Source organism: Nocardia terpenica (genome assembly GCF_013186535.1).
Taxonomy (GTDB): domain Bacteria; phylum Actinomycetota; class Actinomycetes; order Mycobacteriales; family Mycobacteriaceae; genus Nocardia; species Nocardia terpenica.
Genome location: NZ_JABMCZ010000003.1, coordinates 188,296 through 215,253, shown reverse-complemented (window position 1 = coordinate 215,253; position 26,958 = coordinate 188,296). Strand labels below are relative to the sequence as shown.

General features: G+C 71.0%; 26 protein-coding genes. 13 read left to right on the top strand and 13 right to left on the bottom strand.

Going from position 1 to position 26,958, the window contains the following annotated elements:
* Positions 1-86: 86 nt before the first annotated feature.
* Positions 87-1,709 carry a chaperonin GroEL gene (gene groL / locus HPY32_RS22285; RefSeq protein ID WP_067594982.1) on the bottom strand — a complete coding sequence of 541 codons (1,623 nt, stop codon included), beginning with the start codon at positions 1,707-1,709 and terminating at the stop codon, positions 87-89.
* A gap of 193 nt (positions 1,710-1,902) precedes the next feature.
* A complete protein-coding gene (locus HPY32_RS22280; RefSeq protein ID WP_067594985.1) occupies positions 1,903-2,193 on the bottom strand; it encodes a DUF222 domain-containing protein in 291 nt (96 codons plus the stop codon).
* Between the two features lie 94 nt (positions 2,194-2,287).
* On the opposite strand from HPY32_RS22280, the gene HPY32_RS22275 reads away from it, so the two are divergent.
* The gene (locus HPY32_RS22275; RefSeq protein ID WP_067594988.1) at positions 2,288-3,061 is read left to right on the top strand and encodes a trans-aconitate 2-methyltransferase; all 774 of its coding nucleotides are present in this window, start codon (positions 2,288-2,290) and stop codon (positions 3,059-3,061) included.
* On the opposite strand, the gene HPY32_RS22270 is transcribed toward HPY32_RS22275, so the two are convergent.
* The 9 genes from HPY32_RS22270 to HPY32_RS22230 all read right to left on the bottom strand — a co-directional run bounded on the left by HPY32_RS22270 (position 3,058) and on the right by HPY32_RS22230 (position 11,427).
* Positions 3,058-3,783, bottom strand: a complete 726-nt coding sequence (locus HPY32_RS22270; protein WP_067594991.1) for a Clp protease N-terminal domain-containing protein — start codon at positions 3,781-3,783, stop codon at positions 3,058-3,060. The genes HPY32_RS22275 and HPY32_RS22270 overlap by 4 nt on opposite strands.
* A 53-nt stretch (positions 3,784-3,836) precedes the next feature.
* Positions 3,837-4,922 carry an NAD(P)/FAD-dependent oxidoreductase gene (locus HPY32_RS22265; protein WP_067594994.1) on the bottom strand — a complete coding sequence of 362 codons (1,086 nt, stop codon included), beginning with the start codon at positions 4,920-4,922 and terminating at the stop codon, positions 3,837-3,839.
* An 82-nt stretch (positions 4,923-5,004) separates the two neighbouring features.
* Positions 5,005-5,892, bottom strand: a complete 888-nt coding sequence (locus HPY32_RS22260) for an RNA polymerase sigma-70 factor (RefSeq protein WP_067594998.1) — start codon at positions 5,890-5,892, stop codon at positions 5,005-5,007.
* A gap of 67 nt (positions 5,893-5,959) precedes the next feature.
* On the bottom strand, positions 5,960-6,394 hold the full coding sequence (locus HPY32_RS22255; RefSeq protein ID WP_171983019.1) for a hypothetical protein: 435 nt from the start codon (positions 6,392-6,394) through the stop codon (positions 5,960-5,962).
* Positions 6,391-7,446 carry a helix-turn-helix domain-containing protein gene (locus tag HPY32_RS22250; protein ID WP_156674763.1) on the bottom strand — a complete coding sequence of 352 codons (1,056 nt, stop codon included), beginning with the start codon at positions 7,444-7,446 and terminating at the stop codon, positions 6,391-6,393. The genes HPY32_RS22255 and HPY32_RS22250 overlap by 4 nt, the downstream gene beginning before the upstream one ends.
* Before the next feature lie 265 nt (positions 7,447-7,711).
* The gene (locus HPY32_RS22245) at positions 7,712-8,065 is read right to left on the bottom strand and encodes a UBP-type zinc finger domain-containing protein (RefSeq protein WP_067595007.1); all 354 of its coding nucleotides are present in this window, start codon (positions 8,063-8,065) and stop codon (positions 7,712-7,714) included.
* Positions 8,065-9,525 (bottom strand): ATP-binding protein, encoded by a 1,461-nt coding sequence (locus HPY32_RS22240; RefSeq protein ID WP_067595010.1) that lies wholly within the window; start codon positions 9,523-9,525, stop codon positions 8,065-8,067. Before HPY32_RS22240 ends, HPY32_RS22245 begins: the two co-directional genes overlap by 1 nt.
* Positions 9,526-9,538: 13 nt before the next feature.
* The gene (locus HPY32_RS22235; RefSeq protein WP_067595013.1) at positions 9,539-11,212 is read right to left on the bottom strand and encodes an NAD(P)/FAD-dependent oxidoreductase; all 1,674 of its coding nucleotides are present in this window, start codon (positions 11,210-11,212) and stop codon (positions 9,539-9,541) included.
* A gap of 53 nt (positions 11,213-11,265) precedes the next feature.
* Positions 11,266-11,427: a hypothetical protein gene (locus tag HPY32_RS22230; protein WP_156674764.1), complete on the bottom strand. Its 162-nt coding sequence runs from the start codon at positions 11,425-11,427 to the stop codon at positions 11,266-11,268.
* A 204-nt stretch (positions 11,428-11,631) separates the two neighbouring features.
* Between HPY32_RS22230 and HPY32_RS22225 the strand changes: the two genes are divergently transcribed.
* On the top strand, positions 11,632-12,090 hold the full coding sequence (locus HPY32_RS22225) for an SRPBCC family protein (protein WP_067595016.1): 459 nt from the start codon (positions 11,632-11,634) through the stop codon (positions 12,088-12,090).
* A 93-nt stretch (positions 12,091-12,183) separates the two neighbouring features.
* Positions 12,184-12,882 (top strand): SIMPL domain-containing protein, encoded by a 699-nt coding sequence (locus tag HPY32_RS22220; RefSeq protein ID WP_067595019.1) that lies wholly within the window; start codon positions 12,184-12,186, stop codon positions 12,880-12,882.
* Here HPY32_RS22220 and HPY32_RS22215 read toward each other — a convergent pair whose 3' ends face one another.
* The gene (locus HPY32_RS22215; RefSeq protein WP_067595022.1) at positions 12,883-13,911 is read right to left on the bottom strand and encodes a beta-ketoacyl-ACP synthase III; all 1,029 of its coding nucleotides are present in this window, start codon (positions 13,909-13,911) and stop codon (positions 12,883-12,885) included. It lies immediately after the preceding gene.
* A 277-nt stretch (positions 13,912-14,188) separates the two neighbouring features.
* Between HPY32_RS22215 and HPY32_RS22210 the strand changes: the two genes are divergently transcribed.
* From HPY32_RS22210 to mnhG, 10 genes are all read left to right on the top strand, one after another.
* Positions 14,189-14,902 (top strand): phosphatidylserine decarboxylase, encoded by a 714-nt coding sequence (locus HPY32_RS22210; protein ID WP_067595025.1) that lies wholly within the window; start codon positions 14,189-14,191, stop codon positions 14,900-14,902.
* Positions 14,899-15,792, top strand: a complete 894-nt coding sequence (locus HPY32_RS22205) for a CDP-alcohol phosphatidyltransferase family protein (RefSeq protein WP_067595028.1) — start codon at positions 14,899-14,901, stop codon at positions 15,790-15,792. The genes HPY32_RS22210 and HPY32_RS22205 overlap by 4 nt, the downstream gene beginning before the upstream one ends.
* Positions 15,793-15,827: 35 nt before the next feature.
* Positions 15,828-18,044 carry an AAA family ATPase gene (locus HPY32_RS22200; protein ID WP_067595031.1) on the top strand — a complete coding sequence of 739 codons (2,217 nt, stop codon included), beginning with the start codon at positions 15,828-15,830 and terminating at the stop codon, positions 18,042-18,044.
* Between the two features lie 78 nt (positions 18,045-18,122).
* Positions 18,123-19,463: a hypothetical protein gene (locus HPY32_RS22195; RefSeq protein WP_067595037.1), complete on the top strand. Its 1,341-nt coding sequence runs from the start codon at positions 18,123-18,125 to the stop codon at positions 19,461-19,463.
* 203 nt (positions 19,464-19,666) lie between these two features.
* A complete protein-coding gene (locus HPY32_RS22190) occupies positions 19,667-22,513 on the top strand; it encodes a Na+/H+ antiporter subunit A (RefSeq protein WP_067595040.1) in 2,847 nt (948 codons plus the stop codon).
* Positions 22,510-22,893 carry a Na(+)/H(+) antiporter subunit C gene (locus HPY32_RS22185; RefSeq protein ID WP_067595043.1) on the top strand — a complete coding sequence of 128 codons (384 nt, stop codon included), beginning with the start codon at positions 22,510-22,512 and terminating at the stop codon, positions 22,891-22,893. Before HPY32_RS22190 ends, HPY32_RS22185 begins: the two co-directional genes overlap by 4 nt.
* Complete coding sequence (locus HPY32_RS22180) at positions 22,890-24,506, top strand: Na+/H+ antiporter subunit D (RefSeq protein ID WP_067595046.1); 1,617 nt, start codon at positions 22,890-22,892, stop codon at positions 24,504-24,506. The genes HPY32_RS22185 and HPY32_RS22180 overlap by 4 nt, the downstream gene beginning before the upstream one ends.
* Positions 24,503-25,054 (top strand): Na+/H+ antiporter subunit E, encoded by a 552-nt coding sequence (locus HPY32_RS22175; protein WP_067595049.1) that lies wholly within the window; start codon positions 24,503-24,505, stop codon positions 25,052-25,054. The genes HPY32_RS22180 and HPY32_RS22175 overlap by 4 nt, the downstream gene beginning before the upstream one ends.
* Positions 25,051-25,311, top strand: a complete 261-nt coding sequence (locus HPY32_RS22170) for a monovalent cation/H+ antiporter complex subunit F (RefSeq protein WP_067595052.1) — start codon at positions 25,051-25,053, stop codon at positions 25,309-25,311. Before HPY32_RS22175 ends, HPY32_RS22170 begins: the two co-directional genes overlap by 4 nt.
* On the top strand, positions 25,308-25,658 hold the full coding sequence (gene mnhG, locus HPY32_RS22165) for a monovalent cation/H(+) antiporter subunit G (RefSeq protein ID WP_067595055.1): 351 nt from the start codon (positions 25,308-25,310) through the stop codon (positions 25,656-25,658). Before HPY32_RS22170 ends, mnhG begins: the two co-directional genes overlap by 4 nt.
* Here the strand turns inward: mnhG and HPY32_RS22160 are convergent.
* Positions 25,655-26,932 carry a phosphatase PAP2 family protein gene (locus HPY32_RS22160; protein ID WP_373686688.1) on the bottom strand — a complete coding sequence of 426 codons (1,278 nt, stop codon included), beginning with the start codon at positions 26,930-26,932 and terminating at the stop codon, positions 25,655-25,657. The two genes, mnhG and HPY32_RS22160, sit on opposite strands and share 4 nt — an antisense overlap.
* Between the last annotated feature and the right edge of the window lie 26 nt (positions 26,933-26,958).

Below are 26,958 nucleotides of genomic sequence, written 5' to 3'. Positions count from 1 at the left end.
CCCACCCGAGGGTGAACCGGCTTCCGTGTTCCCGGCCAAAAGCACGCCGGGAACATGACGTGCCATGCAGCCCGTCCGACGTGGACTCAGAAGTCCATGCCGCCCATGCCGCCGGTCGGGTCGGCCGCGGGGGCCGCCTTCTCCGGCTTGTCGGCGACGACGGCCTCGGTGGTGAGGAACAGGGCCGCGATCGACGCCGCGTTCTGCAGCGCGGAGCGGGTCACCTTCACCGGGTCGGCGACGCCGGCCGCCAGCAGGTCCTCGTAGTCGCCGGTCTCGGCGTTGAGGCCCTGGCCCTGCGGCAGGCTCGCGACCTTCTCGGCCACCACGCCGGGCTCGAGGCCGGCGTTGAACGCGATCTGCTTCAGCGGCGCGCTCAGCGCCACCTTCACGATGTTCGCGCCGGTGGCCTCGTCACCGGACAGCTTCAGGTCCTCCAGCGCGGGGGCCGACTGCAGCAGAGCCACGCCACCACCGGCGACGATGCCCTCCTCGACGGCGGCCTTGGCGTTGCGCACCGCGTCCTCGATGCGGTGCTTGCGCTCCTTGAGCTCCACCTCGGTGGCGGCGCCGGCCTTGATCACCGCAACACCGCCGGCCAGCTTGGCCAGGCGCTCCTGCAGCTTCTCGCGGTCGTAGTCCGAGTCGGAGTTCTCGATCTCGGTGCGGATCTGCGCCACGCGGCCCTGGATACCCTCGGCATCGCCCGCACCGTCGACGATCGTGGTCTCGTCCTTGGTGACGACCACCTTGCGGGCCTGGCCCAGCAGGTCCAGGGTGGCGGTCTCCAGCGACAGGCCCAGCTCCTCGCTGATGACCTCACCGCCGGTCAGGATGGCGATGTCGGCGAGCTGCGCCTTGCGGCGGTCACCGAAGCCCGGGGCCTTCACGGCGACGGACTTGAAGGTGCCGCGGATCTTGTTCACGACCAGGGTCGACAGGGCCTCGCCCTCGACGTCCTCGGCGATGATCAGCAGCGGCTTGCCGGCCTGGATGACCTTCTCCAGCAGCGGCAGCAGGTCCTTGACGGTCGAGATCTTCGAGCCGACCAGCAGGATGTACGGATCCTCGAGGACCGCTTCCTGACGCTCCGGGTCGGTGACGAAGTAGCCCGAGATGTAGCCCTTGTCGAAGCGCATGCCCTCGGTCAGCTCCAGCTGGAGGCCGAAGGTGTTGCTCTCCTCGACGGTGATGACGCCTTCCTTGCCGACCTTGTCCATGGCCTCGGCGATCAGGTCACCGATGGACTGGTCGCCGGCGGAGATGGCGGCGGAAGCGGCGATCTGCTCCTTGGTCTCGACCTCCTTGGCCGAGCCGAGCAGACGGTTGGTGACGGCCTCGACGGCCTTCTCGATGCCGCGCTTGAGGCCCAGCGGGTTGGCGCCGGCCGCAACGTTGCGCAGACCCTCGCGCACGAGCGCCTGGGCCAGCACGGTGGCGGTGGTGGTGCCGTCGCCCGCGACGTCGTCGGTCTTCTTGGCGACTTCCTTGACCAGCTCGGCGCCGATCTTCTCGTAGGGATCCTCGAGCTCGATCTCCTTGGCGATGGAAACGCCGTCGTTGGTGATGGTGGGGGCGCCCCACTTCTTCTCGAGCACGACGTTGCGACCCTTGGGGCCCAGCGTCACCTTGACAGCGTCGGCGAGGCTGTTGAGGCCACGCTCGAGACCGCGGCGGGCCTCTTCGTCGTACGCAATTGTCTTGGCCATTGCGTTGAGATCCTCCAGATCAGGGGAATGACACGATCTGGCCAGGCTCGGTGCCCGCGACGGACGACCGGGGGTGTCGTGGCACCCGGCCTCACCGTCCCGACCTGGCACTCACCGGTCCGGAGTGCCAGATCCCTTTCTAGCACTCGGAGGTATCGAGTGCAAGGTCCGGCAGTGCGGCGGTGGCGTGGGTTCAGGTATCGGTGACGCGCAGCGCGAGCGCGAGAAATGCGTCGGCGCGACGCTCCTCGGGGCTGCGAGGTTCGCCGCGATCGATGGTGACCTGCTCGGCGTCGTGGAGCAGCAACTCCGCCTCGATCCGCATGATGGCGCGGATGAAGGGCGGCGCCACCTCGGGCGGGAGGTCGCCGTTGACGATGTAGCTACCGTCCGGACCGTTCTCGGTCTGGACATACGACAGCGCACGCAGCAGGTCGTCGCGTAATTCGCCTGCCACTAGGTCGGAATCGGGGTCATCCGCCATAGCAACATCGTATCCGGACAACCCTTGTGCAACTCCATCTTTCCCCAATACAGTACGTACGTACGGTTTGGTAACGACAGATCTGGAGGCTCCCATGTGGGATCCGAAGCAGTATCTCGCCTTCGACAACCACCGGTCCCGGCCCTTTTTCGAGCTGGTGAACCGCGTCGGCGCGGAGCGGCCGCGGCGTGTCGTAGACCTCGGCTGCGGGCCGGGACATCTGACCGCCGTGCTCTCCGAGCGGTGGCCGGATGCGGTCGTCGAGGCCTCCGACTCCTCGCCCGAGATGGTCGCGGCGGCGCGTGCCCGGGGCGTGCACGCGGTGCTGCAGGACGTGCGCGACTGGGCACCCGAGGACGACACGGACGTGGTGGTCTGCAATGCCGTGCTGCAGTGGGTGGAGGGCCATCCGGCGCTGCTGTCGGACTGGGCGGGCAAGCTGCCGCCGGGCGCCTGGCTGGCGATGCAGGTGCCGGGCAACTTCGACGCGCCCTCGCATCGGTGCATCCGGGAGGTGGCGGGCCGGCAGGAGTATCGCGAGCGGCTGGAGCCGACCGGGGTGCTGCAGCCGCGCAATGTGCTCGAGCCCACCGGCTACGCCACCGTGCTCAGCGCGGCCGGATGCGCCGTGGATGCCTGGGAGACCACCTACATCCAGCGCCTCACCGGGGAGGACCCGGTGCTGACCTGGGTGTCGGGCACCGCGCTGCGGCCGGTGCGCGATGCGCTCGACGATGCGACCTGGGAGCGGTTCATCGCCGAGCTGGCGCCGATGCTGCGCGATGCCTACCCCCGGCACGAGGACGGCACCACCTGGCTGCCGTTCCGACGGCTGTTCGCGGTGGCGCACAAGGCCGACCGGCGCTAGCTCTTGCCCTCGCGCTCGGCCATGATGCGCTCGATACCGGCCACGACCTCGGCCTCGGTGTGCTCGTGGTCGATGCCCAGCCCGGCGAGAACCCCGGTGCCGTCGCCGAGTTCGAGCAGCGCCAGCAGGATGTGCTCGGTGCCCACGTAGTTGTGGCCGAGGCGCAGCGCCTGCCGGAAGGTCAGTTCGAGGGCCTTCTTGGCCTGGCCGTTGAACGGGATCTGCTCGGGGATGTCGTCGACCGCGGGCGGAAATGTCGCGGTGGCGACCCGGCGGACGGTGTCCGCGGACACGCCCTGGTCGACGATCGCCCGGTAGGCGAGGCCGTCCGGCTCGCTGAGCAGACCGAGAATCAGGTGCTCCGGGGTGATCTGCGTGTTACCCGCCTTGCGCGCCTCCGCCTGCGCGGCGACCACCGCGCGGCGGGCCCGGTCGGTGAACCGGGTGAAGCCCGAACTCGCGTCCATGCCCGGATCGACGGGCAGTTTGGGCACGAATCGCTTCTGGGCGGCCTGCTTGCTCACGCCCATGCTGCGGCCGATATCGGTCCAGGACGCGCCGGCGCGGCGGGCCTGGTCGACGAAGTGGCCGATCAGGTGATCGGCCACCTCGCTGAGGTGCCCGGCGGCCACGACCGCGTCGGTGAGTTGTTCGAGTACGTCGTCGGGACGGGCGGCCTTGATGCTCTCGATCAGATCGTCGAGGCGAACTTTCGGTGTCATGCGTCAACTGTAGGTTGACTTCACGACGAAAGTCAACGGTTGGTTGACGATGATCATGGTCGCGCCACCCGGCTCGCGCCGCGCACGATCAGCTCCTTGAACCACGCCGCGGCCCGGCCGGTGAGCACGCGGTCGGTCATGGCGTCGTCCGGGCGGACGAACTGGATCACGCCGTCGCGGCGACCCAGGCTCAGGCATTGGAAGCGGTACCGGAAGCGCAGCGGCGCGGGCCGTTCGCCGCGCAGCCGGGCGGCGACGGCGGTGGCCGCGTAGGCGCCCGTCGGCAGCGCGGTCGCGCAGGCCATGCGCAGTTCGCGGCCGTCGGGGCCGGGGATCACCGCGCTGTCGCCCGCGGCGTACACATTCGGGTCGGAGCTGCGCAGCGCGTCGTCGACCAGGACGCGGCCCCGGCCATCGACCGCGAGACCGGCCGCGGCCGCCAGCCGCGGAACCGCGAAACCCGTTGTCCACAACACCGTTTCGGCCTCGATGACGCCGCCGTCGGCCGACCGCAGCCCGGTCGGCGCGACCTCGACCACCTTGACGCCCGCGTGCACCTCGACGCCGAGCCGATCGAAGGCGGCGCGAATGTGCTTGCGCGCCTTGACCGACAGCCACGCGCCGGGCTCCTCCGCGCCGACCAGGGCGACCCGCAGGTCCGGCCGGGCCTCGGCGAGTTCGGCGGCGGTCTCGATGCCGGTGGCGCCGCCGCCGACCACCGCCACCCGGCCGCCGAGGGCGCGCACCCGCTCGACGTCGGCGAGCGTGGCCACGGTGTGTGCGTAATCCCGCACGCCCGCAACGCTGTCCACGTCCGCGCCGCTGCCGAGGGCGTAGACGAGGGTGTCGTAGCCGAGGCCGGATCCGTCGGACAGCGCGATGCGCCGGTCCGCGAGGCCGATTCCGGTGACCGTTGCCTGCACGAACTCTATTCCCTTGCGCCCCAGCAGGTCTCGCAGATTGCGGCGAGGTATCGACTGCCCGGCCAATGCCTGGTGCAGGCGGACCCGCTCGACCAGGTCCGCGCGGGCATCGACGACGGTGATCCGAGTGCCGGGGGCCGTGCGCGCCAATCGCCGCGCCGCCGACAGGCCCGCGTATCCGGCGCCCAGGACGACGATCCGATGGTGTGCGGTCATGGGGTGACTCCTTCCGAAGAGGCCGACACCCCTCAGACCGGACGGCCCGCCGATCCCTGACAGCCGCCGCCGGTGATCCGCGTCACCGCTGCCGGTCGGCGCGCGTGAAGTAGGCGAGCTTGTCCGGGTTCACCATGATCCGCACCGCCGAGATCCGGTCGCCGACACTGTCGATCGAGCCGATGAGCAGGACGTGGCCCGCGACCCGGGCCACCGCGGCGGGCGCGCCGTTGACCTGTTCGATCGAGAGCTCGAGCCCGGGAATGTCGCGGGCGAGCAGGCCGACCACGTAGCGGGCGACCCGATCCGCGCCGGTAACCGGGCGGCGCGCCGCGTTCACGATCCCGCCGCCGTCGGCCGTCGCCACCACGTCAGCGGCCAGCAATTCCCGCAGCGCGGCCACATCCCCGCCGCGCGCGGCCGCGAGGAAACGCTCGAACAGCCGATCGGCATGGGCCGGGTCGGGGTCGAAGCGCGCGCGGTCGTCCCGGATGCGGTGGCGCGCACGGCGGTACAGCTGCTGGGCATTGGCCTCGGTGAGGTCCAGCACGGCCGCGATCTCGCGGTGCGGGTAGCCGAACGCCTCGCGCAGCACGAACACCGCGCGTTCGGCCGGGGTGAGCCGCTCCAGCAGGGTGAGCATGGCCAGCGAGACCGACTCCCGCTGCTCGGCGGACTCCAGCGGCCCGAGTTCGCCGCGACCGGTCGGCACCGGTTCCGGCAGCCACGGGCCGACATAGCTCTCGCGGCGCGCCCGGGCCGAATCCAGCCAGCTGCGGGACAGATTCAGCACCACCGTGGTCAACCACGCCTCGGGGGAACGCAGTTCGGCGCGGTCGGCGGCCTCCCAGCGCAGATAGGTCTCCTGCACCGCGTCCTCGGCCTCGCTGGCCGAGCCGAGCATGCGGTACGCCAGCGCGAACAACCGCTGCCGCTGCCGTTCGAATTCGGCGAGCCCCGCCTCGTCCACACACCACCAGCCTTCGCCTCGCACGTCGCAGGGCGAACGATACCGCGCGGTTCGGCTGGGCGGCGGGCTACTTGGGGGTCACGCCGATCGCGACCGCGACCGGGACGTCTGCCTCGCTGGAGGCGAGGCAGACCAGTTTCGCGGTGCCCAGGGCCAGGCTCGGGTTGCCGTCGAGCTTCGAGCCGGGGTTGTCCGCGAGAACCTTTTCCACCACGGTCTTTTCCGCGTCGGCGTCCATGGCCTTGAAGTCGCGGCAGATGGTCTGCGACGTGGGCTGGGTCGCGCCCCCGGCGGGGGTGGCGGATGCGGGGGTGCCGGGCGCGGGCGACGGCGAGGGCACGGCGGCGGGGGTCGTCGGGGCGGCGGATCTGGTGGCGGTACTGGTCGGGGCGTTCTTACGTAATCCGCTGGCAGCGCTCGACGAGTTGTCGTGCCCACCACACGCGGTGAGAACCAGCGCCAGCACACCCAGCGCGGCAGCGGTCGCCGAAAGTCGTTTCATATCCCCGCATTCCCCGATGGTTCCGATGCGCCGGGGCTGTCCGACGCGGCTCGCAGCGTACCGGCCGGGGGCGCGGTTGGGAACCCGTGACCCGCATACGCCTCGCGCCGCCACTGCCCCGGCGACATGCCGTAGGCGGCCCGGAATCGGCGCGCGAAATGCGACGGGTCCCGGAAACCGCAGCCGTAGGCGACGGCCGCGATCGAGCGGTACCGGCACTCGGCGCGGGCGAGTTCGGTGCGGGCCCGTTCCAGGCGCTGCGCGATGATCCACTGCTCCAACCCGATTCCGGCGCGGGCACACAGCTTGTACAGGTAGCGCACCGAAATATGGTGTGCGTGAGCGATACTCGCCGGGCACAGGTCGGGGCTGGTCAGTCGGCGCCGCACGTACTCGCGGATCTGGGCGAGCAGCAGGTCCGCCGGAACCATCGTCCCGTCCGCGCTGTCGCGGGTGGCCGCCGAAACGATCAGGGCCCGCAGCATTTCCGTGGAGGCGTCGCCCAGGCCCTGGGCCCCCGGATCGCCCTCCAGTTCGGGGATGGACCGGGCCAGTAGGCCGATGTGCTCGACCATCAGTCGATACAGCGGGCTGGCGCGCAGGCAGCCCAGGCCCGCGCGGATGGTCTCGGTGGGCAGTCCGAGCCGCTCCAGCGGGACGAACAGCACCGTCACCCCGCCGCCGCGCCAGTTCAGGTCGTAGGGCAGGTTCAGGTCGAAGGTGGTCAATTCGCCGGGGCCGGTGAGGTCCCGGACCTCCGCGTGGATCCAGTGCAGGGCCGGGGCGCCCCGGGGGTCGACGACGATCGTGGCGAGCGTCGGGCTGGGCGATACCCGGATCTGCCGGGCCGTGCGCACTACCCGGAGACCGGACAGTTCGAGGCGGAGTACGTCGAGGTGGCCCAGCCCCCAGGCGTACATGCGCCCGGTGACCGGGCCGGACGAGGGTGCATACTCCAGGTACGCGGGCGCCGAGACCCGGAGTATGGCGGCCGCCAGCGCATCCGCGCGGTCGCAGGGGTCCAATGTGTCGGTGTCGAGCACGAGTGCCATGTCATCCTCCACACGTCACAGGCCGGGGCCGCGCCCGGCGCCCGCGGTCCCCGTGTGCGCTGTGGGGCAATGGATGTGCAGGCACAGCACAGTCGGGGGCGGCACGGGCTCCTATCGTTCACAGTGAACGGGCACTCGCCGCGGGACAGGAAACACCCGCGGGGATACCCGTTCACCGGGAACGAAACCCTGGCACGGTGTACCGGTAGGGATGGTCCGCCGCACGACCCGCCGACGTGGTCGCGCTCGTGCGGCGGATCCGGCCTCAGTGTATGCGGTTCTGCCAGTCGCGGGGCACCCGTTCGCGCGGTCCGGGCACCGTCTGTGTGCGCGGATGATGCTGCGGCGGCGCCAGTTTCGGGCCCTCGCCGAACATCTCGCCGGTGCGGAAATCCCAGAACCAGTCCTCGCCCGGCTCGAAGCTCTGGATGAACGGGTGGCCGGTGTCGGCGAAGTGCCGGGAGGCGTGCTGCTCCGGGGAGGTGTCGCAGCAGCCGACGTGCCCGCACTGGGCGCAGCGCCGCAGATGCACCCACCAGCCCTGCGCCGCTTCGCATTCCGCGCATCCGGGGCCGCTGGGCGGCACCGCCGGATCGATACCCTCGATCGCCTGCGACATCACTGCACCTCCGGATTCGGTTGCGCTGCACGATTTGTCGGGTTCAACGGCAACCGGACGACGAATCGGGTGTCGCCCGGCTCCGATTCCACTCGTATGTCACCGCCGTGCTTGTTCACCACGATGCGGAACGAGATGTCCAGGCCCAGACCGGTGCCCTCGCCCACCGGCTTGGTGGTGAAGAACGGTTCGAAGATCCGGTTCCGGATCTCCGGCGGGACGCCCGAGCCGGTGTCGCACACCTCCACCGCGGCGCAGTCGTTCTCCCGGTAGGTGCGGACGGTGAGCGTGCCCCGGCCGTCCATCGCGGCGACCGCGTTGTCGATCAGGTTGGTCCACACCTGATTCAGCTCCGCCGGGTAGCAGGGCACCTGCGGGAGGGCGCGGTCGTACTCCTTGACCACGGTGATGCCGTCGCCGATCTTGCGGGCCAGCATCACCAGCGTGCTGTCCAGCAGCTCGTGCAGGTCGACCACCTGGAACGGCGCGCGGTCCATCTGCGAGTACTGCTTGGCCGCGTCCACCAGCGAGGAGATGCGGGTGGTCGAGTCGGTGATCTCGGACATCAGCAGCTCGGTCTCGACCGTGTAGTTGAGCCAGCGGATCGCGCCCTCGAACACGCCGCCGTCGCAGCCCTCCAGGGTGGCCGCGACCTTCTCCAGCCAGTCGATGTCGAATCCGGCCTGCACGAAGGTCGGCGCGATGTCCCAGCCGTTGGCGATGCCGTGGTTCTCCAGCCAGTCGCCGAGTTCGTCCTCACGGTCGGCGGCCTCCATCGGGGTGAGCGTCGGGGCCTTCGCCACCTGGGTGGCCGCCTCCTCCTGGAGTTGCACCAGCGCCTCCAGCGCGGCGGAGTCGAACTTGCCGTGCGCCATCATCTTCAGCTTGTGCCGCATACCGGCGACCCGGTCGCGCAGCGACGCGGTGGCCCGGACCGCCGCCGCCGCGGGGTTGTTCAGCTCGTGGGTGAGACCGGCCGACAGCGAGCCCAGCGCCAGCAGCCGTTCGCGCTGGCCGATGATCTCGTTGGCGTTGCGGTTGCCGAAGAACACGCCCTCCAGCAGGTGCAGGGCCATCGGGAACCACTCCTGCATCATCCGCGCGAAGGTGCCCGCGTCGAGCACGAAGAACCGCGACGGCTCGGTCACGTAGAACGAGCCGGAGTAGCTCTGGTCGACCTTGTCGCCCATGTACGCCGACCACGCGCCGGAGTAGGAGCCGCGATGGCTGGTGCGCACCAGCTCGATCTCCTCGCCGCCGGACCGCTTGGTCAGCACGACCTCGCCGTCCATCAGGACGTAGAAGCAGGTGGCCGGGTCGCCCTCGCGGAAGACCAGGCCGGGCTCGAAGTGCTCGACCCGGCCGTCGCGGCACAGCCACGCCAGCTGGTCGTCGTCGAGCTTCTCGAACAGGAACAGCGTGCGTAGTTCGTCGGGATCACAAATCAGTTGGGTGCCCATCCGAGCACACCTCCTACTGCTTGGCGAGGTATCGGTGGACGAGCATGACCGCCATCGCGCCCTCGCCCACGGCGGACGCGACCCGTTTCGCCGACTCCGAGCGCACGTCACCGGCCACGAAGACGCCGGGGATGCTGGTCTCGAGATGGCCCGGTGGCCGCGGCAGTTCCCAGCCCGCCGGGCGCTCGCCCTCGATCATCAGATCGGGACCCGCGATCACGTATCCGGCCTCGTCGCGCCGCAGCAGGCCGTCGAGCCAGTCGGTCTCCGGGGCGGCCCCGATGAACAGGAACAGGCGCTCGGCCTCGACCTTGTCCTCCGCGCCGGTCGCGTTGTCGCGCAGCACGATCCGCTCCAGATGGTCGTCGCCCTCGGCGCAGACCACCTCGGTGCCGGTGCGCACCCTGATGTTCGGGATCTGCTCGATCTGCCGAATCAGGTAGTGCGACATGGACTTCTCCAGCGAATCGCCGCGCACCAGGATGTGCACGGTGTTCGCGTTGCGGGACAGGAACACCGCGGCCTGCCCGGCCGAATTCGCGCCGCCCACGATGTAGACGTCGCGGCCGGCGCAGTCGGCGGCCTCGGTCATGGCCGAGCCGTAGTAGACGCCGCGGCCGGTGAAGTCGTCCACGCCCGGGGCCGGGTGGTGGCGGTAGTTGACGCCGGTGGCGATCAGAACCGAGTGCGCCGCAACGGAACTGCCGTCGTCGAAGCGCACCACCCGGGCCGAACCGCAGATCTCCAGCCCCACCACCTGTCGCGCGGTGACCAGCTCGGCGCCGAATTTGACGGCTTGGCGCCGCGCCCGGTCGGCCAGCTGCGCGCCCGACAGGCCGTCGGGGAAGCCCAGGTAGTTCTCGATGCGCGAGCTCTGGCCCGCCTGGCCGCCGGTCGCGGTGCGCTCCACCAGCACGGTGCGCAGGCCCTCGGAGGCGCCGTACACCGCCGCGCCCAGCCCGGCCGGGCCGCCGCCGACCACGATCAGATCGTAGAAATCGCCGGTCGGGTCGGTGCTCAGGCCGACGCGCCCGGCCAGTTCGGAATCGGTGGGGGTGATCAGCGTGTCGCCCGCGGGATCGATCACCACCGGGCATTGCTCGGGATTCGCTCCGGCCGCCTCCAGCAGCCGCGCGCCCTCCGGTTCGTCGGCCAGGTACCAGCGGTAGGGCAGCTGGTTGCGGGCCAGGAATTCGCGGACCTGCGAGCAGCGGGCCGACCAGCGGTGACCGATCACCTTGGTCTCGTACACCGGGCGGCGATCGTCGCCGCGCCAGGATTCCAGCAGCGCGTCGACCACCGGGTACAGCTTCTCCTCCGGCGGATCCCACGGCTTGAGCAGGTAGTGGTCGAGGTCGACGACATTGATCGCCTCGATCGCGGCGTTGGTGTCGGCGTAGGCGGTGAGCAGCACGCGCCGGGCGTGCGGGTGCACGTCCATGGCGTGCTCCAGGAATTCGATGCCGTTCATGCCGGGCATGCGGTAGTCGGCGATCAGCACGGCGACCGGCTGGCCGCGCAGTTTCATCTCGCGCAGGGCCTCGAGCGCCGACGCGCCCGATTCGGCTCGCAAGATCCGGTAATCCGCGCCGTAGCGGCGGCGCAGGTCGCGGACGACCGCGCGGGAGACGCCGGGGTCGTCGTCGACGCTGAGGATCGCCGGTTTGGCGACAGCTGGTGAAGTCACCTCAAAAGTATGGGCGGTACGCGCAAGTGTTGCCGAGGGTGTTCACCCCGGGCTCACAGCAGGTGGTGTTCCACGAGATCGAGTTCGCGTTGCGTGAGGAGGCGTTCCAGCCGTTCCTCGCGGGCGGAACCGGCGGGTGCTGTTCCGGAGTCGCCGTCGGGGAGCAGCGGCAGCGCGTCCGCGCGCCTGCGGTGGAGGAGAAAGCGGAGTTTCACGGCCGATCACCTCGCGTCTGACGGAACCTGGGCCCAGGTGTGCTGCTTTGTTGCTTGCCGACTCGTCTATCAGCCATTGTGTGCCCGGTATTACAGGCTCGACACCACAACGCACCAGAATGTGACCTAGTTGATCTTCGACCCGGCGGTACGATTTTCCGGTACCGGAAGTTACATCTCTCGCGAGGCACCTCGGAGGCAGCGTTGCCGAACACTCTCGAAGCCGCGATCCAGATCGCCGCGCCGCCGGACCGCGTCTGGGCGATCGTCTCCGATCTGCGGCGAATGCCGGAGTTCAGCCCCACCACCATCCGGATGATCCCGCTCGGCAGCCCGCGGGCCGGGACCTGGACGGTCAACCTCAATCGCGACGGCGCCAAGCCCTACTACGTCTACCCGACCACCTCGCGGATCGTGCGCTACGAGCCCGACCGCGCCTTCGCGTTCCGGATGACCGAGAACGGCACGGTGTGGAGCTACACGCTGGAGCCCGCCGACGGCGGCACCCGCCTCGTCGAACGCCGCGACGTGCCCATCGGAGTGCGCAAGCCGGTGCGGATGATGATCGACCGATTCCTCGGCGGCGAGGAACAATTCGAGGCGAACCTGATGACGGGCATGCAGGCGACATTGGAGAAGATCAAGGCGGCGGCGGAGTCCTGATCCCGGCCAAAAGCACGCCGGGACCGACAGGATTGTCTCGGTGCGCGCGGCGTGTTCTGTCGACCTCCCGCGCGGAGCGTGGGAGGTTGGGGCATGCGACGAATGACAGGCTCCGTCGCCGTGCTGGTCGGCACGGCTCTGCTGCTCACCGGGTGCGGGACCACGAGTTCCGGCAGTGGTTCGCGTGATGTCACGGTGGTCGGCTCCGGTCAGGTGCGCGGCGCGCCGGACACCTTGAACGCGGATCTCGGCGTGGAGGTGATCGCGCCCGATGTCTCCACCGCGATCGGCCAGGCGAACGACAAGGCCAAGGCCGTCACCGATGCCGTGGTCGGGGCGGGCGCCAAGCGCGAGGACGTCCAGACCGCGGATGTCGCGCTGCAACCGCAGTTCGGGCCCGATCACACCGTGACCGGGTACCGGGCCACGAACTCCCTGCACGTGACGGTCCGCGATCTGCCCAGGGCGTCGGCGGTCCTGTCCGCGGCGGTGCAGGCCGGCGGCAACGACGCCCGCATCCAAGGAGTGTCCTTCGGGCTCGACGACAATTCGAAGCTGCTGGCCGATGCCCGCGCCCGGGCCTTCGCCGACGCCAAGGCGCGGGCCGAACAGTACGCGGTGCTGGCCGGGCTGAAGCTGCGCGATGTCAAGACGATCAACGAAACCAGCAGCGGCACACCGCCGCCCACCCCGCGGTTCAATCAGGGGGCGGCGGCGGGGCCGGACATTCCGCTCGAGCCGGGGACGCAGACGGTGACGTTCACCGTGACCGTCACCTGGGACCTCGGCTGATTACTGCCAGTTCGGCAGCTTCACCACCTGGGCGGCGTAGGACAGGCCCGCGCCGAACGCGACGAGCAGTGCGTCGGCGCCGGGCTTGGTCTCGCCCTTGCGCAGCAGCGCCTCCATGGCCAGCGGGATGGAGGCGGCGGAGGTGTTGCCCGCCTCCTCGATGTCCTCGGCCAGGGCGCAGCTCTCCGCGAGCCGCAGCTCCCGGGCCATGATCTCGATGATCCGGCCGTTGGCCTGGTGCGGGACCATGGCGTCGAGGTCGCTCGGCGACAGGCCCGCGCGCTCGATGGCCTCCAGGCACACCTTCTTCAACGAGTGTGCGGCCCAACGGAATACCGCCGTGCCCTCCATGGCCAGATACGGTCGCACCGCGTCGGCGCCCTGTTCCTCGACCTCGCGGAAGAATTCGATCCAGTTCTTGTCCTGGCGGATGGCGTGGTGCTGGGTGCCGTCGGAGCCCCAGACCGTGGGGCCGATGCCGGGCTCGTCGGAGGGGCCGACCACCACCGCGCCCGCGCCGTCGGCGAACAGGAACGCGGTGCCGCGGTCGGCGGGGTTGATGGTGTCGGTGAGCCGCTCCACGCCGATGACCAGAACGTGACCGGCGGTACCGCCCTTGACCAGGTCGGAGGCCAGCGTCAGCGCGTGACAGAACCCGGCGCACCCGGCGGAGATGTCGAACGCGGCGGGATGGTTCATGCCCAGTTCGGTGGCGATCTGCGGGGCGGCGGCGGGCGTGAGCAGCAGCCAGCTGGAGGTGGCGACGATGACGCAGTCGATCTGGTCGGCGGTGACACCGGCGGATTCCAGCGCGTCGCGGGCGGCCGCCACGCTCATGGCGATGACCGTCTCCTCCTCGGAGGCGAACCGGCGGGTCCGGATGCCCGAGCGGGTGCGGATCCATTCGTCGCTGGAATTGATCGGTCCGGCGACTTCGTCGTTGGTGACCACCCGACCGGGGCGATATACGCCGAGTCCGAGCATGGCGGTGTACTCCGCCCCGTCCACCTGGGCGAGTCGAGCAGCCATCGTGCGTCTCCTATGCACCTGCCGGCAGGCGTTTGCGGGCTCGGGGCCCCACCCGCTCATCGAACGTTCCCCTCAGCACCGGCTCGCTAGGCGACCACAGACGTGAGGCCCCCTCATGTTATCCCGAAAAGCCGCCCTACGGGGGCGTATTGTCACATCAAGTTCGGGTGTCGCCGGTGCGCGAACGGATCCTCGTCACACGCTGCGGAGCCCGGCGTCCCGTAAGGTGTGAGCGCGGTCCAGCACCGCCCACCGTCCGCGCACGAAAGAGGAGCCCGTGGCCCGCCGCCCGACCCCGCCAGGCACACCCGAACGCGCCGGTCTCGGCCATGTCGCCGACCTGGTCCGCGACGCGATTCCGCCGCTGCACCCCGCCGGCCTGCCGTTCGTGGCGGCGCCGCTGGCGGTGGCGCTGCTCGGCGGGCGCCGAAAGTGGGTGCGCCGCACGGGTTTGGCGGCCGCGGCGGCCTCGGCCGCGTTCTTCCGGCATCCGCACCGGGTGCCGCCGAACCGAGCCGATGTGGTGGTCGCCCCGGCGGACGGCCAGGTCGCGCTGGTCGATACCGCGGTGCCGCCCGCCGAGCTGAACCTCGGCGACGCCGCGCTGCCCCGGGTGAGCATCTTCCTGTCGGTGCTCGACGTGCACGTGCAGCGCACGCCGGTGTCCGGCACCGTGCGGGAAATCGTCTACCGGCGTGGACAATTCCGCTCCGCCGATCTGCCCGAGGCCAGCGCCGCGAACGAGCGCAACACCATGGTGCTCGAGACCGCGTCGGGACGGCTGGTGGCGGTCGTGCAGATCGCGGGCCTGCTGGCGCGCCGCATCGTCTGCGAGGCCGCGGTGGGTGACACGCTGACCATCGGCGACACCTACGGCCTGATCCGCTTCGGCTCCCGCGTCGACACCTACTTCCCGGCCGGCACCGAGCCGCTGGTTCTCCCCGGACAGCGCACGATCGGCGGGGAGACGGTACTGGCCGAGCTGTCATGATCGAGGAAACCGTGGTCGGGCCGGGGCGTCGGCGGCGGTCGGTCCGGCTGCTGCCCAGCATCGTGACGATTCTGGCGCTGTGCGCGGGATTGTCGGCGGTGAAGTTCGCGCTGGACAATTCGCTCGAGGTGGCGCTGGCGATGATCGGCGCCGCGGCGGTGCTGGACACGCTCGACGGCCGCCTCGCGCGCATGCTCGACGCCACCACCAAGATCGGCGCGGAGCTCGACTCGCTCTCGGACGCAATCTCTTTCGGCGTCGCGCCCGCGCTGGTGCTGTACGTGGCGTTCCTGCGCGAGAACAGCGCGGGCTGGATCATCGCGCTGATCTACACCGTGAGCCTGGTGCTGCGCCTGGCCCGGTTCAACACGCTGATCGACGACGACACCCGGCCCGATTGGCAGCGCGAGTACTTCGTGGGCGTGCCCGCCCCGGCCGCGGCGCTGATCGCGCTGGTGCCGGTCGCGATGCACGAACAGTTCCACAGCGGCTGGTGGAACAGCTTCCCGGTGGTGGGGGCGTGGACGGTGTTCGCCGCGCTGCTGGCCGTGAGCACCATTCCGACGCTGGCGATGAAGTCGGTGTCGGTGGCCCCGCAGGCCGCGGCGCTGCTGCTGGTGCTGGTGGCGCTGGCCGCCGCCGCCCTGGTCACCTTCCCGCTCGTCCTGCTGCTGGTGCTGGTGGCGCTGTACCTGTGCCACATCCCCTTCGCCTGGCGGTCCCAACGCTGGGTGGCCGCCCGGCCCGAGGTCTGGCACCACAAGCCCGCCGAGCGCCGGGCCCAGCGCCGGGCCTCCCGCCGCCGCCCCGCGCTGCGTGTCTCGGTCTCCTCGGCGCGCCTGCGCCTGCGCCGCCCCGATCACGGTCGCCGAGACGACCTGCGCCGCTGAGGAGCCGGGCCGCGCCCGAAACCGGCACAGGCACAATGGGCAACGTGCCCGAACTGTCGCTCACTGCTCGTTTGAATCGCTCGGCCGCCGATGCTCGGCGGGGGGTGGTGCGGTTGCATCCGGAGGCGCTCGCGGCGCTGGGGCTGCGGGAGTGGGACGGAATCGCGGTGATCGGGTCGCGGCGGACCGCGGCCGTGGTGGGGGTGGCGCCGAAGGGGACGCCCGCGGGCGCGGTGCTGCTGGACGATGTGACGCTGTCGAACGCCGGAGTGCGGGAGGACGCGACGGTGGTGGTGTCGCCGGTGACCGTCTACGGGGCGCGGCAGCTCTCGGTGACCGGGTCGGTGCAGGCCACCCGCACCATTCCGGAAGCCACGCTGCGGCAGGCGCTGCTGGGCAAGGTGGTCACCGTGGGGGACGCGGTGTCGCTGCTGCCGCGCGACCTCGGTCCGGGCACCAGCACCTCGGCCGCGACGCAGGCGCTGGCGCGGACCTTCGGCGTCGCCTGGACCTCGGAACTGCTCACCGTCACCGCGACCGACCCCGCGCCGGGTCCGGTCAGCGTGCAACCCAACAGCGCGGTGGTGTGGGGCGTGGGCGCGCCCGTCTCCGCCTCGCACGATCCGGGCGGCGCGGCCGCGGCGCCGGGCACCCGAATGCTGGTGCGGGAGCGGCCCTCCGCGGTCGCGGTCGCGGATCTGGCCGGGGTGCGCGCGCAGGCGGGCAAGCTGTCGGAATGGCTGAGCCTGGCGCTGGACGAACCCGAACTGCTCAAAACCCTCGGCGCCCCACCGCATCTCGGCGTGCTGGTGACCGGCCCGGCCGGGGCGGGAAAGGCGACGCTGGCCCGCGCGGTGGCGACGCCGCGCCGCATCGTGGAGCTGGACGGGCCCACCGTCGGCGCCACCGAGAGCGGCACCCGGCTGCGCGAGGTCGGGCTGGCGGTCTCCGAAATCTGTTCCGGCCCGGGCGGAGTGTTGCTGATCACCGATATCGACGCGCTGCTGCCCGCCGACCCGGAACCGGTCGCCACGCTCATCCTCGATCAGCTGCGCGCCGCGGTGGCGACGGCCGGGGTCGCCTTCCTCGCCACCACCGCGCACCCCGCGGGGCTCGACAGTCGTTTGCGCGCACCGGATCTCTGCGATCGCGAGGTCGCCCTGACGCTGCCGACCGCGGCCGTGCGCAAGGACCTGCTCGAACAGCTGCTGCGCAAGGTGCCGGTCGACGGCCTGAAGCTCGACGAGATCGCCTCGCGCACACCGGGTTTCGTCGTCTCGGATCTGGCGGCGCTGTGCCGGGAGGCGGCGCTGCGGGCGGCCTCGCGGGCCAGCCGCGACCACACCGATCCCATCCTGACCCAGCCGGATCTGGTGGACGCGCTGCAGGTCATCCGCCCGCTGTCGCGTTCGGGCGCCGAGGAACTCGCGATCGGCAGCCTCAGCCTCGACGACGTCGGCGATATGGTCGAGACCAAGCAGGCGCTGACCGAGGCGGTGCTGTGGCCGCTGCGGCACCCGGACTCCTTCGCCCGCCTCGGCATCGACCCGCCGCGCGGCGTGCTGCTGTACGGCCCGCCCGGCTGCGGTAAGACCTTCCTGGTCCGCGCGCTGGCGGGCAGCGGTCAGCTCAGCGTGCACGCGGTGAAGGGCGCGGAGCTGATGGACAAGTGGGTCGGCTCCTCCGAGCGTGCGGTCCGCGAACTGTTCCAGCGCGCCCGCGATTCCGCGCCCTCGCTGATCTTCCTGGACGAGATCGACGCGCTGGCCCCGCGCCGCGGGCAGAGCAGCGACTCCGGCGTCGGCGACCGGGTGGTGGCGGCCCTGCTCACCGAGCTGGACGGGGTGGAGCCGCTGCGCGATGTGGTGGTGGTCGGCGCGACCAACCGCCCGGAGCTGATCGATCCGGCGCTGCTGCGCCCGGGCCGCCTGGAGCGGCTGGTGTTCGTGCCGCCGCCGGACGCCCACGCGCGCACCGAAATCCTGCGCACCGCAAGCAAATCCGTGCCGCTGGACGCCGCCGTGGATCTGGCCGCGCTGGCCACCGAGCTGGACGGCTACTCGGCCGCCGACTGCTCCGCCCTGCTGCGCGAGGCGGCGCTGGCGGCGATGCGGCGCGATGTGGACGCCGCCGACGTGACCGCCGCCGATGTCGCCGCGGCCCGATCGGCGGTGCGACCGTCGCTGGACGCGCAGCAGGTGGAATCGCTGCGCGGGTACGCCGAGCAGCGCGCCACCGGCGGCTACCTCTGAGCCGGGCGAGGGAGGCAAATCCCTCGTAACCGGCACGTCGGACCCGGAAGTGGCCCGGTGCACAGGTATTTTCGCCTGGTGCGGACCTCGTACGGGGTGGTCGAGACGGTGACGGCCTGCCTGGCCACGCTGGTAGCCGGGCTGTCGCTGCTATTGCCCATCGACTTCGCGTGGACCGCGGACACCACGACGCTGCAACTGGATCTGCTCGCCTACAGCCTGCCGCGCGCCATCGCCGCGGGCGCCCTCGTGGCGGTGATCGTCGCGGTGATGGCCACCACCGTCAATCACGCCCTGGCCGCCTGGGGTTCGGCGCTGTGCGGGATCACGATCATGCTGATCAACCATCTGATCGGGCATCGCGGCGATCCGGGCGTCTCGCTGCCCACGCTGAACTTCATCGACTCCCTGTCCGGCGGCATCCTGCTGGGCGGCATCGCGGTGGCGGTGCTGCACGGCCGGATGCAGGTGTTCGGCTGGACGCTGGGCGGATTGGGCAGCGTGGTGATCGGCGCGGCCATGCCGACCGGGCACATCGACGAGGTGCTGGAGGCGGATCGCCCGATGCACTGGCCCGCCACGGACTCCCCGCCGCTGTGGCTGATCGAGCTGACCGTGGCCCTGGTCGCGCTCGGCACCCTGGTGAACCGGCACCGCACCGGGGTGGAGCGCCGCTCGGTGGAGCTGCCGATGGCGCCGATCCTGGCCGGGCTGCTGTTCGTCACGATCACGCTGTTCGGCGCGGAGTGGCTGACGCGGCGCGCCGACGACACCGCGGATATCGCGCTGGCGGTGGCGGCGATCGTGGTCGCGGGGCTGATCGCCGCGATGCTGCTGCCCCGCCGGGACGGCACGCTGATCCTGCTGGCGGTGTCGCTGTCGGCGGTGGGCGGGGCGCTGATGCCCGCGTGGCTGCCCGGCTGGGCCGCGGCTCCGCTGGTGGCGCTCACCGGGTTCGGCATTCTGCTGGGCTTCCGCCGCCCGGCCCCGATGGCGACCCTGGTCCTGCTGGCGATGCTGGCGCTGGGCAATGCCCTCACCGCCGCGGCCGTCGGACACGAGCGCACCCGGGCCGCGACGATCAGCGTGCTGCTGGCGGTGCTGGCCGGGTACTGCTTCGGCAGCGCGGCGCCGCGCTACAACCCGACGCGCGTGCTCGGCCTGTCCATCGTGTTCGTGCCGTCGATCGTGCCCGCGCTGCGCGATCGGGTCAGCCGCGGCGACTTCACCGATGTCACCGTCGACGGCGGCCACTGGTACGTGTGCCAGGTCCCCATGGCAAGCTCCCCGATCCCGAGCTGGACCGCACTGGCCGTCACCACCGGCTGCATCGTCGGCCTGATCGCCCTGCGCCGCTGGAGAACTCCGACGCCGAATCGAACGGTCGAGACGGCGGAGAGCGGTGAGGAGCGGGAGTAGGCCCCGGCCAAAAGCGCGCCGGGGACACAGAACCCGGCGTACCGAACCGGAGCCGCGAAGTGACCCCGAACACAACTGCGGTTGCAGGGCTATAGCCGTACTGGTGGGTTCGTGGTTGAGGCTTTGGTGCCGCAGGCGGGAAATGCCGGGGGGACACGTAATATCAAGCCGAACCACCCGCCGCCGACTCGACGGAGGGCCGTTTGCTCGCCATCCTGCTCGCTCATGCCGTGACCGCTCTGCTGGCGCCCCCGTGCGTCCGGGTGCTGGGGCGGCGCGGGTTCTATCTGCTGGCGCTGGCGCCGCTGGCCGGGTTCGGCTGGGTGCTGGCGCACTGGAACAGCGGGCAGCGCATCGACATTCGCTGGGCGCCGAGCATCCACCTGGACCTGGCGCTGCGCTTCGACGGGCTGGCCTCGATCATGTCCGCGCTGGTGCTCGGGATCGGCGCGCTGATCCTGGCCTACTGCGCCCACTACTTCGACGATGACGATCGGCAGCGGCTCGGGATCTTCGCCGGATATCTGGTCGCATTCGCGGGCACCATGTTCGGCCTGGTGCTCAGCGACAACATGCTGCTGCTGTTCACCTTCTGGGAAGCCACCACGGTGCTGTCGTTCCTGCTGGTCGGCCACCACGCCGACCAGCTGCCGGGCCGCCGCGCGGCGCTGCAGGCGCTGCTGGTCACCGGCGCGGGCGGGCTGGCCATGCTGGTCGGCATCATCATGGTCGGGCAGCACTACCGCACCTATCTGCTGTCGGAGCTGCTGCCCCGCATCGACCCGCACGACTGGTGGACCGGTGTCGCGCTGGTGCTGCTGCTGATCGGCGCGCTGAGCAAGTCCGCCATCGTGCCGCTGCACTTCTGGCTCCCCGGCGCCATGGCCGCACCGACACCCGTCAGCGCCTACCTGCACGCGGCGGCGATGGTGAAGGCCGGTGTGTACCTGGTCGCGCGGCTCGCGCCCGGCTTCGCGGCGGTCGCGCCCTGGCATCCGATGGTGCTCGGGCTCGGCGTGCTGTCGATGGTGCTGGCCGGTCTGCGCTCGCTGCAGGTGTACGACCTGAAACTGGTGCTGGCCTTCGGCACCGTCAGCCAGCTCGGTTTCCTGATGGTGCTGGTCGGCATCGGCACGCCGGACGCGGCGCTGGCCGGGGCGACGATGATCGTGGCGCACGCGCTGTTCAAGGCGTGCCTGTTCATGGTGGTCGGCATCATCGACCACGGCGCGGGCACCCGGGACCTGCGCCGGCTGTCCGGCCTGGGCCGCCGCGAACCGGTGCTGTGCGCGATCGCGATCCTGGCCGCGCTGAGCATGGCCGGGATTCCGCCGATGCTCGGCTTCGTCGGCAAGGAGAGCGCGCTGACCGCCGCGCTCGGGGCCGACACGCTGTCGCCGTCCGGCCGGATCGCGGTCACCGTCGGCATCGTCGTCGGTTCCATGCTGACCGTCGGCTACAGCGCCCGATTCCTGTGGGGCGCTTTCGGTACCAAGTCGGTGGCGGTGGGCGCGCCGGAGCCGCGGCGGCGCTGGCACCCGCCCGGAGCGGCCTTCCTGGTGCCGCCCGCGGTGCTGGCGGCGGCCAGCCTCGCCGCCGGGCCCGGCGCGGCGTGGCTGGATCGGCGAGTGCGGCCGTACGCGCAGACCCTGCCCGGCGCCGAACCGCCGCACCTGGCGCTGTGGCACGGCTTCGGCACCCCGCTGACGCTGACCATGGCGGTGATCGCCTGCGGCCTGGTGCTGTTCGAGATCCGCGACCGGATCGGCGAATCCGCCAGCCCCCGCCTGGGCAACGCCGATCGCGTCTACGACGCCACGCTGCGCGCGATGGATCAGCTGTCGCTGCGCATGACCGGCGCGACCCAGCGCGGTTCGCTGCCGCTGAACCAGGCGCTGATCCTGATCACGCTGATCGCGCTGCCCACCGTCATGCTCGTCCTCGGCGGCCGCACGAGAGTGCCGCTGCGCCTGTGGGATTCGCCGCTGCAACTGGTGATCGGCGCCATCATGGCCACCATGGCGCTGGGCGCCACCGTGATGCGCAACCGCCTGGCCGTGGTGCTGCTGGTCGGCGTCACCGGCTACGGCTGCGGCGTGATCTACGCCCTGCACGGCGCGCCCGACCTGGCGCTCACCCAGTTCCTGGTCGAGACGCTCACGCTGGTGATCTTCGTGCTGGTGCTGCGCAAATTCCCCGCCGAGATCACCCCCGAGCGCACCGCGGCGTTCAAGGTGCGCCGCGCGCTGCTCGCGATCGGCGTGGGCGCCGCGGTGGCGGTGCTGGGCGCCTTCGCCGTGGCCGCCCGGTCCACCGAGCCGATCTGGCATCGAATCCCGCAGGCGGCCTACCAGTTCGGCGGCGGCAAGAACGCGGTGAACGTGCTGCTGGTGGACGTCCGCGCCTGGGACACGCTCGGCGAGATCTCGGTGCTGGTCGTCGCCGCCACCGGCGTGGCCTCGCTGATGTTCCGCAGCCGCCGCTTCGGCACGCTGCCGCGGGTGGCCGACGCGCCCGGCTATGTCCCCGATCCGGATCGCGCCTACTGGCTGCCCGCGGCCGGGCTCGTCGCGAAACGCGACCGCTCGATGGTGCTGGCGATGACCACCCGCCTGCTGTTCCCGACGATCATGGTGCTGTCGGCGTACTTCTTCTTCTCCGGCCACAACGCCCCCGGCGGCGGCTTCGCGGGCGGGCTCACCGCCGGATTGGCCCTGGTGCTGCGGTATCTCGCGGGCGGGCGGTACGAGCTGGCCGAGGCGCTGCCGGTGGACGCGGGGCATCTGCTGGGCGCGGGGCTGACGCTGGCGGCCGGAACCGCGACCGGCTCGCTGCTGCTCGGCGCGCCGCCGCTGTCCTCGGCGATCGTCGAGCTCACGCTGCCGGTGTTCGGACACGTCAAGCTGGTCACGGCCATGCTGTTCGACCTGGGCGTGTACCTCATCGTCGTCGGCCTGGTCCTCGATGTGCTGCGCAGTCTGGGCGCCCGATTGGATACCGAGACCGCCGGTGGCGCAACGGTGTCCCGCACGACACAGGAGACGCGATGAGTGCGAATGTCACCCTGCTGGTTCTCATCGGCATCCTGGTCGCCTGCGGGGTGTATCTGGTGCTGGAGCGAGCGGTGTCGAAGATGCTGCTGGGGATGATCCTGTTCGGCAATGCGGTGAACCTGCTGATCATCACCGTCGGCGGGCCGGACGGGCGGGCCCCGATCCTCGGCGAGACCGACCGGGTGCACCACGACACCGCCGACCCGCTCGCGCAGGCGATGGTGCTCACCTCGATCGTGATCACCATGGGCCTGGCCGCCTTCGTGCTCGCCCTCGCCTACCGGTCCTTCGCCCTGACCACCACCGATCGGGTCGAAAACGACCCCGAGGACGTGAAGGTCGCGTCCCGTCGCGAGGGCGAGGATCCCGAGCAATGACCCTGTCCCCCGGACTCTTACCGGTCCTCACCCCGCTGCCGGTGCTGATCCCGCTGCTCACCGCGGCCACGACGCTGATCACCGGGCGCAGACCGCGACTGCAGCAGAGCATCTCGGTGGCCGGGCTGGGCGCGGTGGTGGTGATCACCGCGCTGCTGCTGTATCTGGCCGACCGGCACGGCATGTCCGCGGTGCAGGTCGGCGACTGGCACACCCCGATCGGGATCACGCTGGTGGTGGACCGGCTGTCGGCGGCGATGCTGCTGGTGTCGTCGATCGTGCTGCTGGCGGTGCTCGTCTTCGCCGTCGGGCAGGGCATCAGCGACGGCGCCGAGCGCCAGCCGACCTCGATCTTCCAGCCGACGTATCTCATTCTGAGCGCGGGGGTTTCGATCGCCTTCCTGGCGGGCGACCTGTTCAACCTGTTCGTCGGCTTCGAGGTGCTGCTGGCCGCGTCGTTCGTGCTGCTGACCCTGGGCGCGAGCGCCGACCGGGTGCGCGCCGGGGTGTCGTACGTGATGGTGTCGATGGTGTCGTCGCTGATCTTCCTCACCGGCATCGCGCTCGCCTACGCGGCGACCGGCACCCTGAACCTCGCGCACATGGCGGCCCGGATGCCCGAGATCCCCGACGGCACCCGCAATTCCATCTACGCCGTGCTGCTGGTGGCGTTCGGGATCAAGGCGGCGGTGTTCCCGCTGTCGAACTGGCTGCCGGACTCGTATCCGACCGCGCCCGCGCCCGTCACCGCGGTCTTCGCCGGTTTGCTCACCAAGGTCGGTGTGTACGCGATCATCCGGATGCACACGCTGCTGTTCCCGTCCGGTCGCTTCGACCGGATCCTGATGGTGTGCGGCCTGCTGACCATGCTGATCGGCATCCTGGGCGCGATCGCGCAGAGCGATATCAAGCGACTGCTGTCGTTCACCCTGGTCAGTCACATCGGCTATCTGATGTTCGGGGTGGGCCTCAATACCGCGGCGGGCCTGACCGGCACGGTTTTCTATGTGGCGCATCACATTCTGGTGCAGACCACGCTGTTCCTGGTGGTGGGCCTGATCGAGCGGCAGGCCGGATCGGCGTCGCTGAGCCGGCTGGGCGGGCTGCTCGCCGCCAGCCCGGCACTGGCGGTGCTGTTCGGCATCCCGGCGCTGAATCTCGGTGGTATTCCGCCGCTCTCGGGCTTCCTCGGCAAGGTGACGCTGCTGCAGGCGGGCGTGGCCGACGGCAGCGCGCTGGCCTGGGTGCTCGTCGGCGGGTCGGTGCTGACCAGCCTGCTCACCCTGTACGCGATGGCGCGGGTGTGGAGCAAGGCGTTCTGGCGGCCGCGCGCCCAGGCGCCGGAAGGCGATCTGGCCCATGCCACCCCGTCGGCGCTGATCGACGAGTCCACCGACATCGCCTTCGACGAGCGGGTGGATCCGGGCCGGATGCCGCGGCTGATGCTGGCGCCGACCGTCGCGCTGATCGCGGTGGGCCTGGGGATGACGGTATTCGCGGGACCGATCCTGGGCATCGCCGGACGCGCCGCGGACGACCTGAAACATCCGCACACCTATCTGGAAACCGTGCTGGGACCGTCGGATTCGTGGCAGTCGGGAGGGACGCGATGAGCCGCGACGTCCTGGTCCGGATCGGGGTGCTGGTCTGGCTGGCGCTGGTGTACACGGCGCTGTGGGGCGATCTGAACCTCGCCAACGCCCTGGCGGGGCTGGCGATCGGCGCCCTGGTGATGCTGGCGCTGCCGCTGCCCCGGGTGCCCATCCACGGGCGGCTGCACCCGCTGTCGCTGCTCGAATTGGTCGCGCTGAGCGCCTATTACGCGATCGAGTCCAGCGTGCAGATCGCCTGGTTCGCGATTCGCCCGTCCGGGCCGCCGGTCTCGGGTGTGCTGCGGGTGCGGCTGTCGATCCGGTCGGATCTGGTGCTGGTGCTGTGCACGGACCTGCTGAATCTCATTCCGGGAACCATGGTTCTGGAGATCGACCGCGAGACCCATACCGTGTGGGTGCACGTGCTGGACGTGGGCAGCGACGCGGCGGTCGACAATTTCTACCGCACCACCCGGCGGCTCGAGCACCTGCTGATCCGCTCCTTCGAGCGCCCCGCCGAATGGCACGAGACCACCACCCCCGCACGGCGTTCGAAGGAGGAGCGATGACGGTTGTGGCCCTGATCGCGGCGATACTACTGATCGGCGCCGCCGTCCTCACCAGCTACCGCATCCTGGCCGGTCCCGGCACCCTGGACCGGGTGGTGGGCGTCGACTCCCTCGTCGCCATCGCCGCCTCGGGCCTGGCGGTGTGGGCGGCCTACAGCGACGACACCTCGGTGCTGCCGGGCATCGTGGCGCTGGCGCTGGTCGGCTTCCTCGGCTCGGCGGCCGTGACCCGCTTCCGCGTCCGGGACGACCGATGAGCTGGCTCGGCACCGCGCTGCACTGGCTGTCCGGCGGCCTGATCGTGCTGGGCGCGGCGCTCGCGCTCACCGCCGCCATCGCCATCGTGCGCTTCCCCGACACCCTCTCGCGCATGCACGCCGCCACCAAGCCGCAGGTCGTCGGCCTGGTCCTGATCCTGATCGGCGCCACCATCCAGCTGCGCGGGCACGGCAACGTCTGGCTGCTGCTGCTGGTCGGCCTGTTCACCCTGCTCACCGCCCCGGCCGTGGCCCACCTCATCGGCCGCACCGCCTACCGCGAACAGCGCCACCGCGACGGCCTGCTGCTGATCAACGAGCTCGGCGACGACGTGGACGAGCCCTAGCGGGCCGACAGCGGCTCCGGCGCTGGCCGGGTGACCGCGGCGCGCCCGAACCAGGTCGCGGCGAACGCCCACGCGTAGGCCGCGAACAGCCCCAGCGCCATGGCCCCCGCCGGGAACGGATGCTCGGACATCCACACGGCCAGAAAGCGATACGACAGCAGCAGCACCGCCAGCAATCCGATTCCCGCGCCGACCAATCCGATGCGCGCGCGGTCCCAGCCGCGACCGGGGGCGCGCAGGGCCGACTCCACCGTCAGGCACAGCACCGCGCCCGCCAGCAGATCCGCGCCGTAGTGATACCCGAAGCCCAGGGTGGCCGTCAGCGTGGCGAGCACCCAGAACGCGCCGCCCCAGCGCAGCCAGCGCGGCGCGGGCGACCCGTCGGGGGCGCGGCGGGAATGCAGGAAAACCGTGGTGGCCCAGGCGGTGTGCATGGACGGCATGCAGTTGCGCGGGGTGGCGTTGTCGAACGGCATGGCGCCGGGCACCGATTCCCGCGGCGGGATCGCGTGCGGCCAGTAGTCGCCCAGTTGCAGGCCGTGCCCGTCGGCGGCGAAGGCGAACATCGGGCCGACCACCGGGAACAGCACGTACACCACCGGCCCGACCAGACCCAGCACCAGGAACGTCCGCACCAGATAGTGCTCGGGCCACACCCCGGTCGACACCACCCGCCGCAGCTGCCAGACCGCCACCACCATGGCCGCCACCGGCAGCTCGATGTAGACCCAGTGCAGCACCGCCGAGACCGCGGGCCCGAGGGCGTCGAGGGCCTGCCCCATCAGCCAGGACGGCTCCCCGAAGGCGTGATCGGCCAGGACCACGTACCGGTCCAGCACATTCGGGCCCGCCATCACCGTGATGTGCAGCCAGACGTCGCCGACCTTGGTGGCCAGGATCAGCAGCGCGCCCAGCGCGGCGGCGTGCAGCGCATCGCGCTTGTCTCGGCCCTCCCAGCCGAGCCAGGCGACCAGCGCCAGCCCGGTCAGCGCCACCACCGGCCCGTTGCCGATGGTCAGCGGACCGCCCAGCAGCACCCGGACCAGGGCGTAGACGGCATCGATCGCGACGGCGGCCCCCGCGGTGAGCAACCGCCGCCGCCAGGACAGCCCGACCAGGGCCAGCGCCAGGCCCGCCCACGGCACCGACACCGACTTCGGCGTGCCCGCGTAGTCCCCCCACAGGCTCTCCAGCGGACCCTGGAAACCATTGTGGGCGGCCAGGATCTGCAAGACGACGAGCAGCACCGGCACGGCCGCCACCCCGGCCGCGATCCGGACCCGCCGCGATACCGACGGCC

Coding starts and splice junctions, on each gene's coding strand:
- groL (WP_067594982.1), bottom strand. CDS start 1,709: ATGGCCAAGACAATTGCGTACGACGAAGAGGCCCGCCGCGGTCTCGAG.
- HPY32_RS22280 (WP_067594985.1), bottom strand. CDS start 2,193: ATGGCGGATGACCCCGATTCCGACCTAGTGGCAGGCGAATTACGCGAC.
- HPY32_RS22275 (WP_067594988.1), top strand. CDS start 2,288: ATGTGGGATCCGAAGCAGTATCTCGCCTTCGACAACCACCGGTCCCGG.
- HPY32_RS22270 (WP_067594991.1), bottom strand. CDS start 3,783: ATGACACCGAAAGTTCGCCTCGACGATCTGATCGAGAGCATCAAGGCC.
- HPY32_RS22265 (WP_067594994.1), bottom strand. CDS start 4,922: ATGACCGCACACCATCGGATCGTCGTCCTGGGCGCCGGATACGCGGGC.
- HPY32_RS22255 (WP_171983019.1), bottom strand. CDS start 6,394: ATGAAACGACTTTCGGCGACCGCTGCCGCGCTGGGTGTGCTGGCGCTG.
- HPY32_RS22250 (WP_156674763.1), bottom strand. CDS start 7,446: ATGGCACTCGTGCTCGACACCGACACATTGGACCCCTGCGACCGCGCG.
- HPY32_RS22245 (WP_067595007.1), bottom strand. CDS start 8,065: ATGTCGCAGGCGATCGAGGGTATCGATCCGGCGGTGCCGCCCAGCGGC.
- HPY32_RS22240 (WP_067595010.1), bottom strand. CDS start 9,525: ATGGGCACCCAACTGATTTGTGATCCCGACGAACTACGCACGCTGTTC.
- HPY32_RS22220 (WP_067595019.1), top strand. CDS start 12,184: ATGCGACGAATGACAGGCTCCGTCGCCGTGCTGGTCGGCACGGCTCTG.
- HPY32_RS22215 (WP_067595022.1), bottom strand. CDS start 13,911: ATGGCTGCTCGACTCGCCCAGGTGGACGGGGCGGAGTACACCGCCATG.
- HPY32_RS22205 (WP_067595028.1), top strand. CDS start 14,899: ATGATCGAGGAAACCGTGGTCGGGCCGGGGCGTCGGCGGCGGTCGGTC.
- HPY32_RS22200 (WP_067595031.1), top strand. CDS start 15,828: ATGGGCAACGTGCCCGAACTGTCGCTCACTGCTCGTTTGAATCGCTCG.
- HPY32_RS22185 (WP_067595043.1), top strand. CDS start 22,510: ATGAGTGCGAATGTCACCCTGCTGGTTCTCATCGGCATCCTGGTCGCC.
- HPY32_RS22180 (WP_067595046.1), top strand. CDS start 22,890: ATGACCCTGTCCCCCGGACTCTTACCGGTCCTCACCCCGCTGCCGGTG.
- HPY32_RS22175 (WP_067595049.1), top strand. CDS start 24,503: ATGAGCCGCGACGTCCTGGTCCGGATCGGGGTGCTGGTCTGGCTGGCG.
- HPY32_RS22170 (WP_067595052.1), top strand. CDS start 25,051: ATGACGGTTGTGGCCCTGATCGCGGCGATACTACTGATCGGCGCCGCC.
- mnhG (WP_067595055.1), top strand. CDS start 25,308: ATGAGCTGGCTCGGCACCGCGCTGCACTGGCTGTCCGGCGGCCTGATC.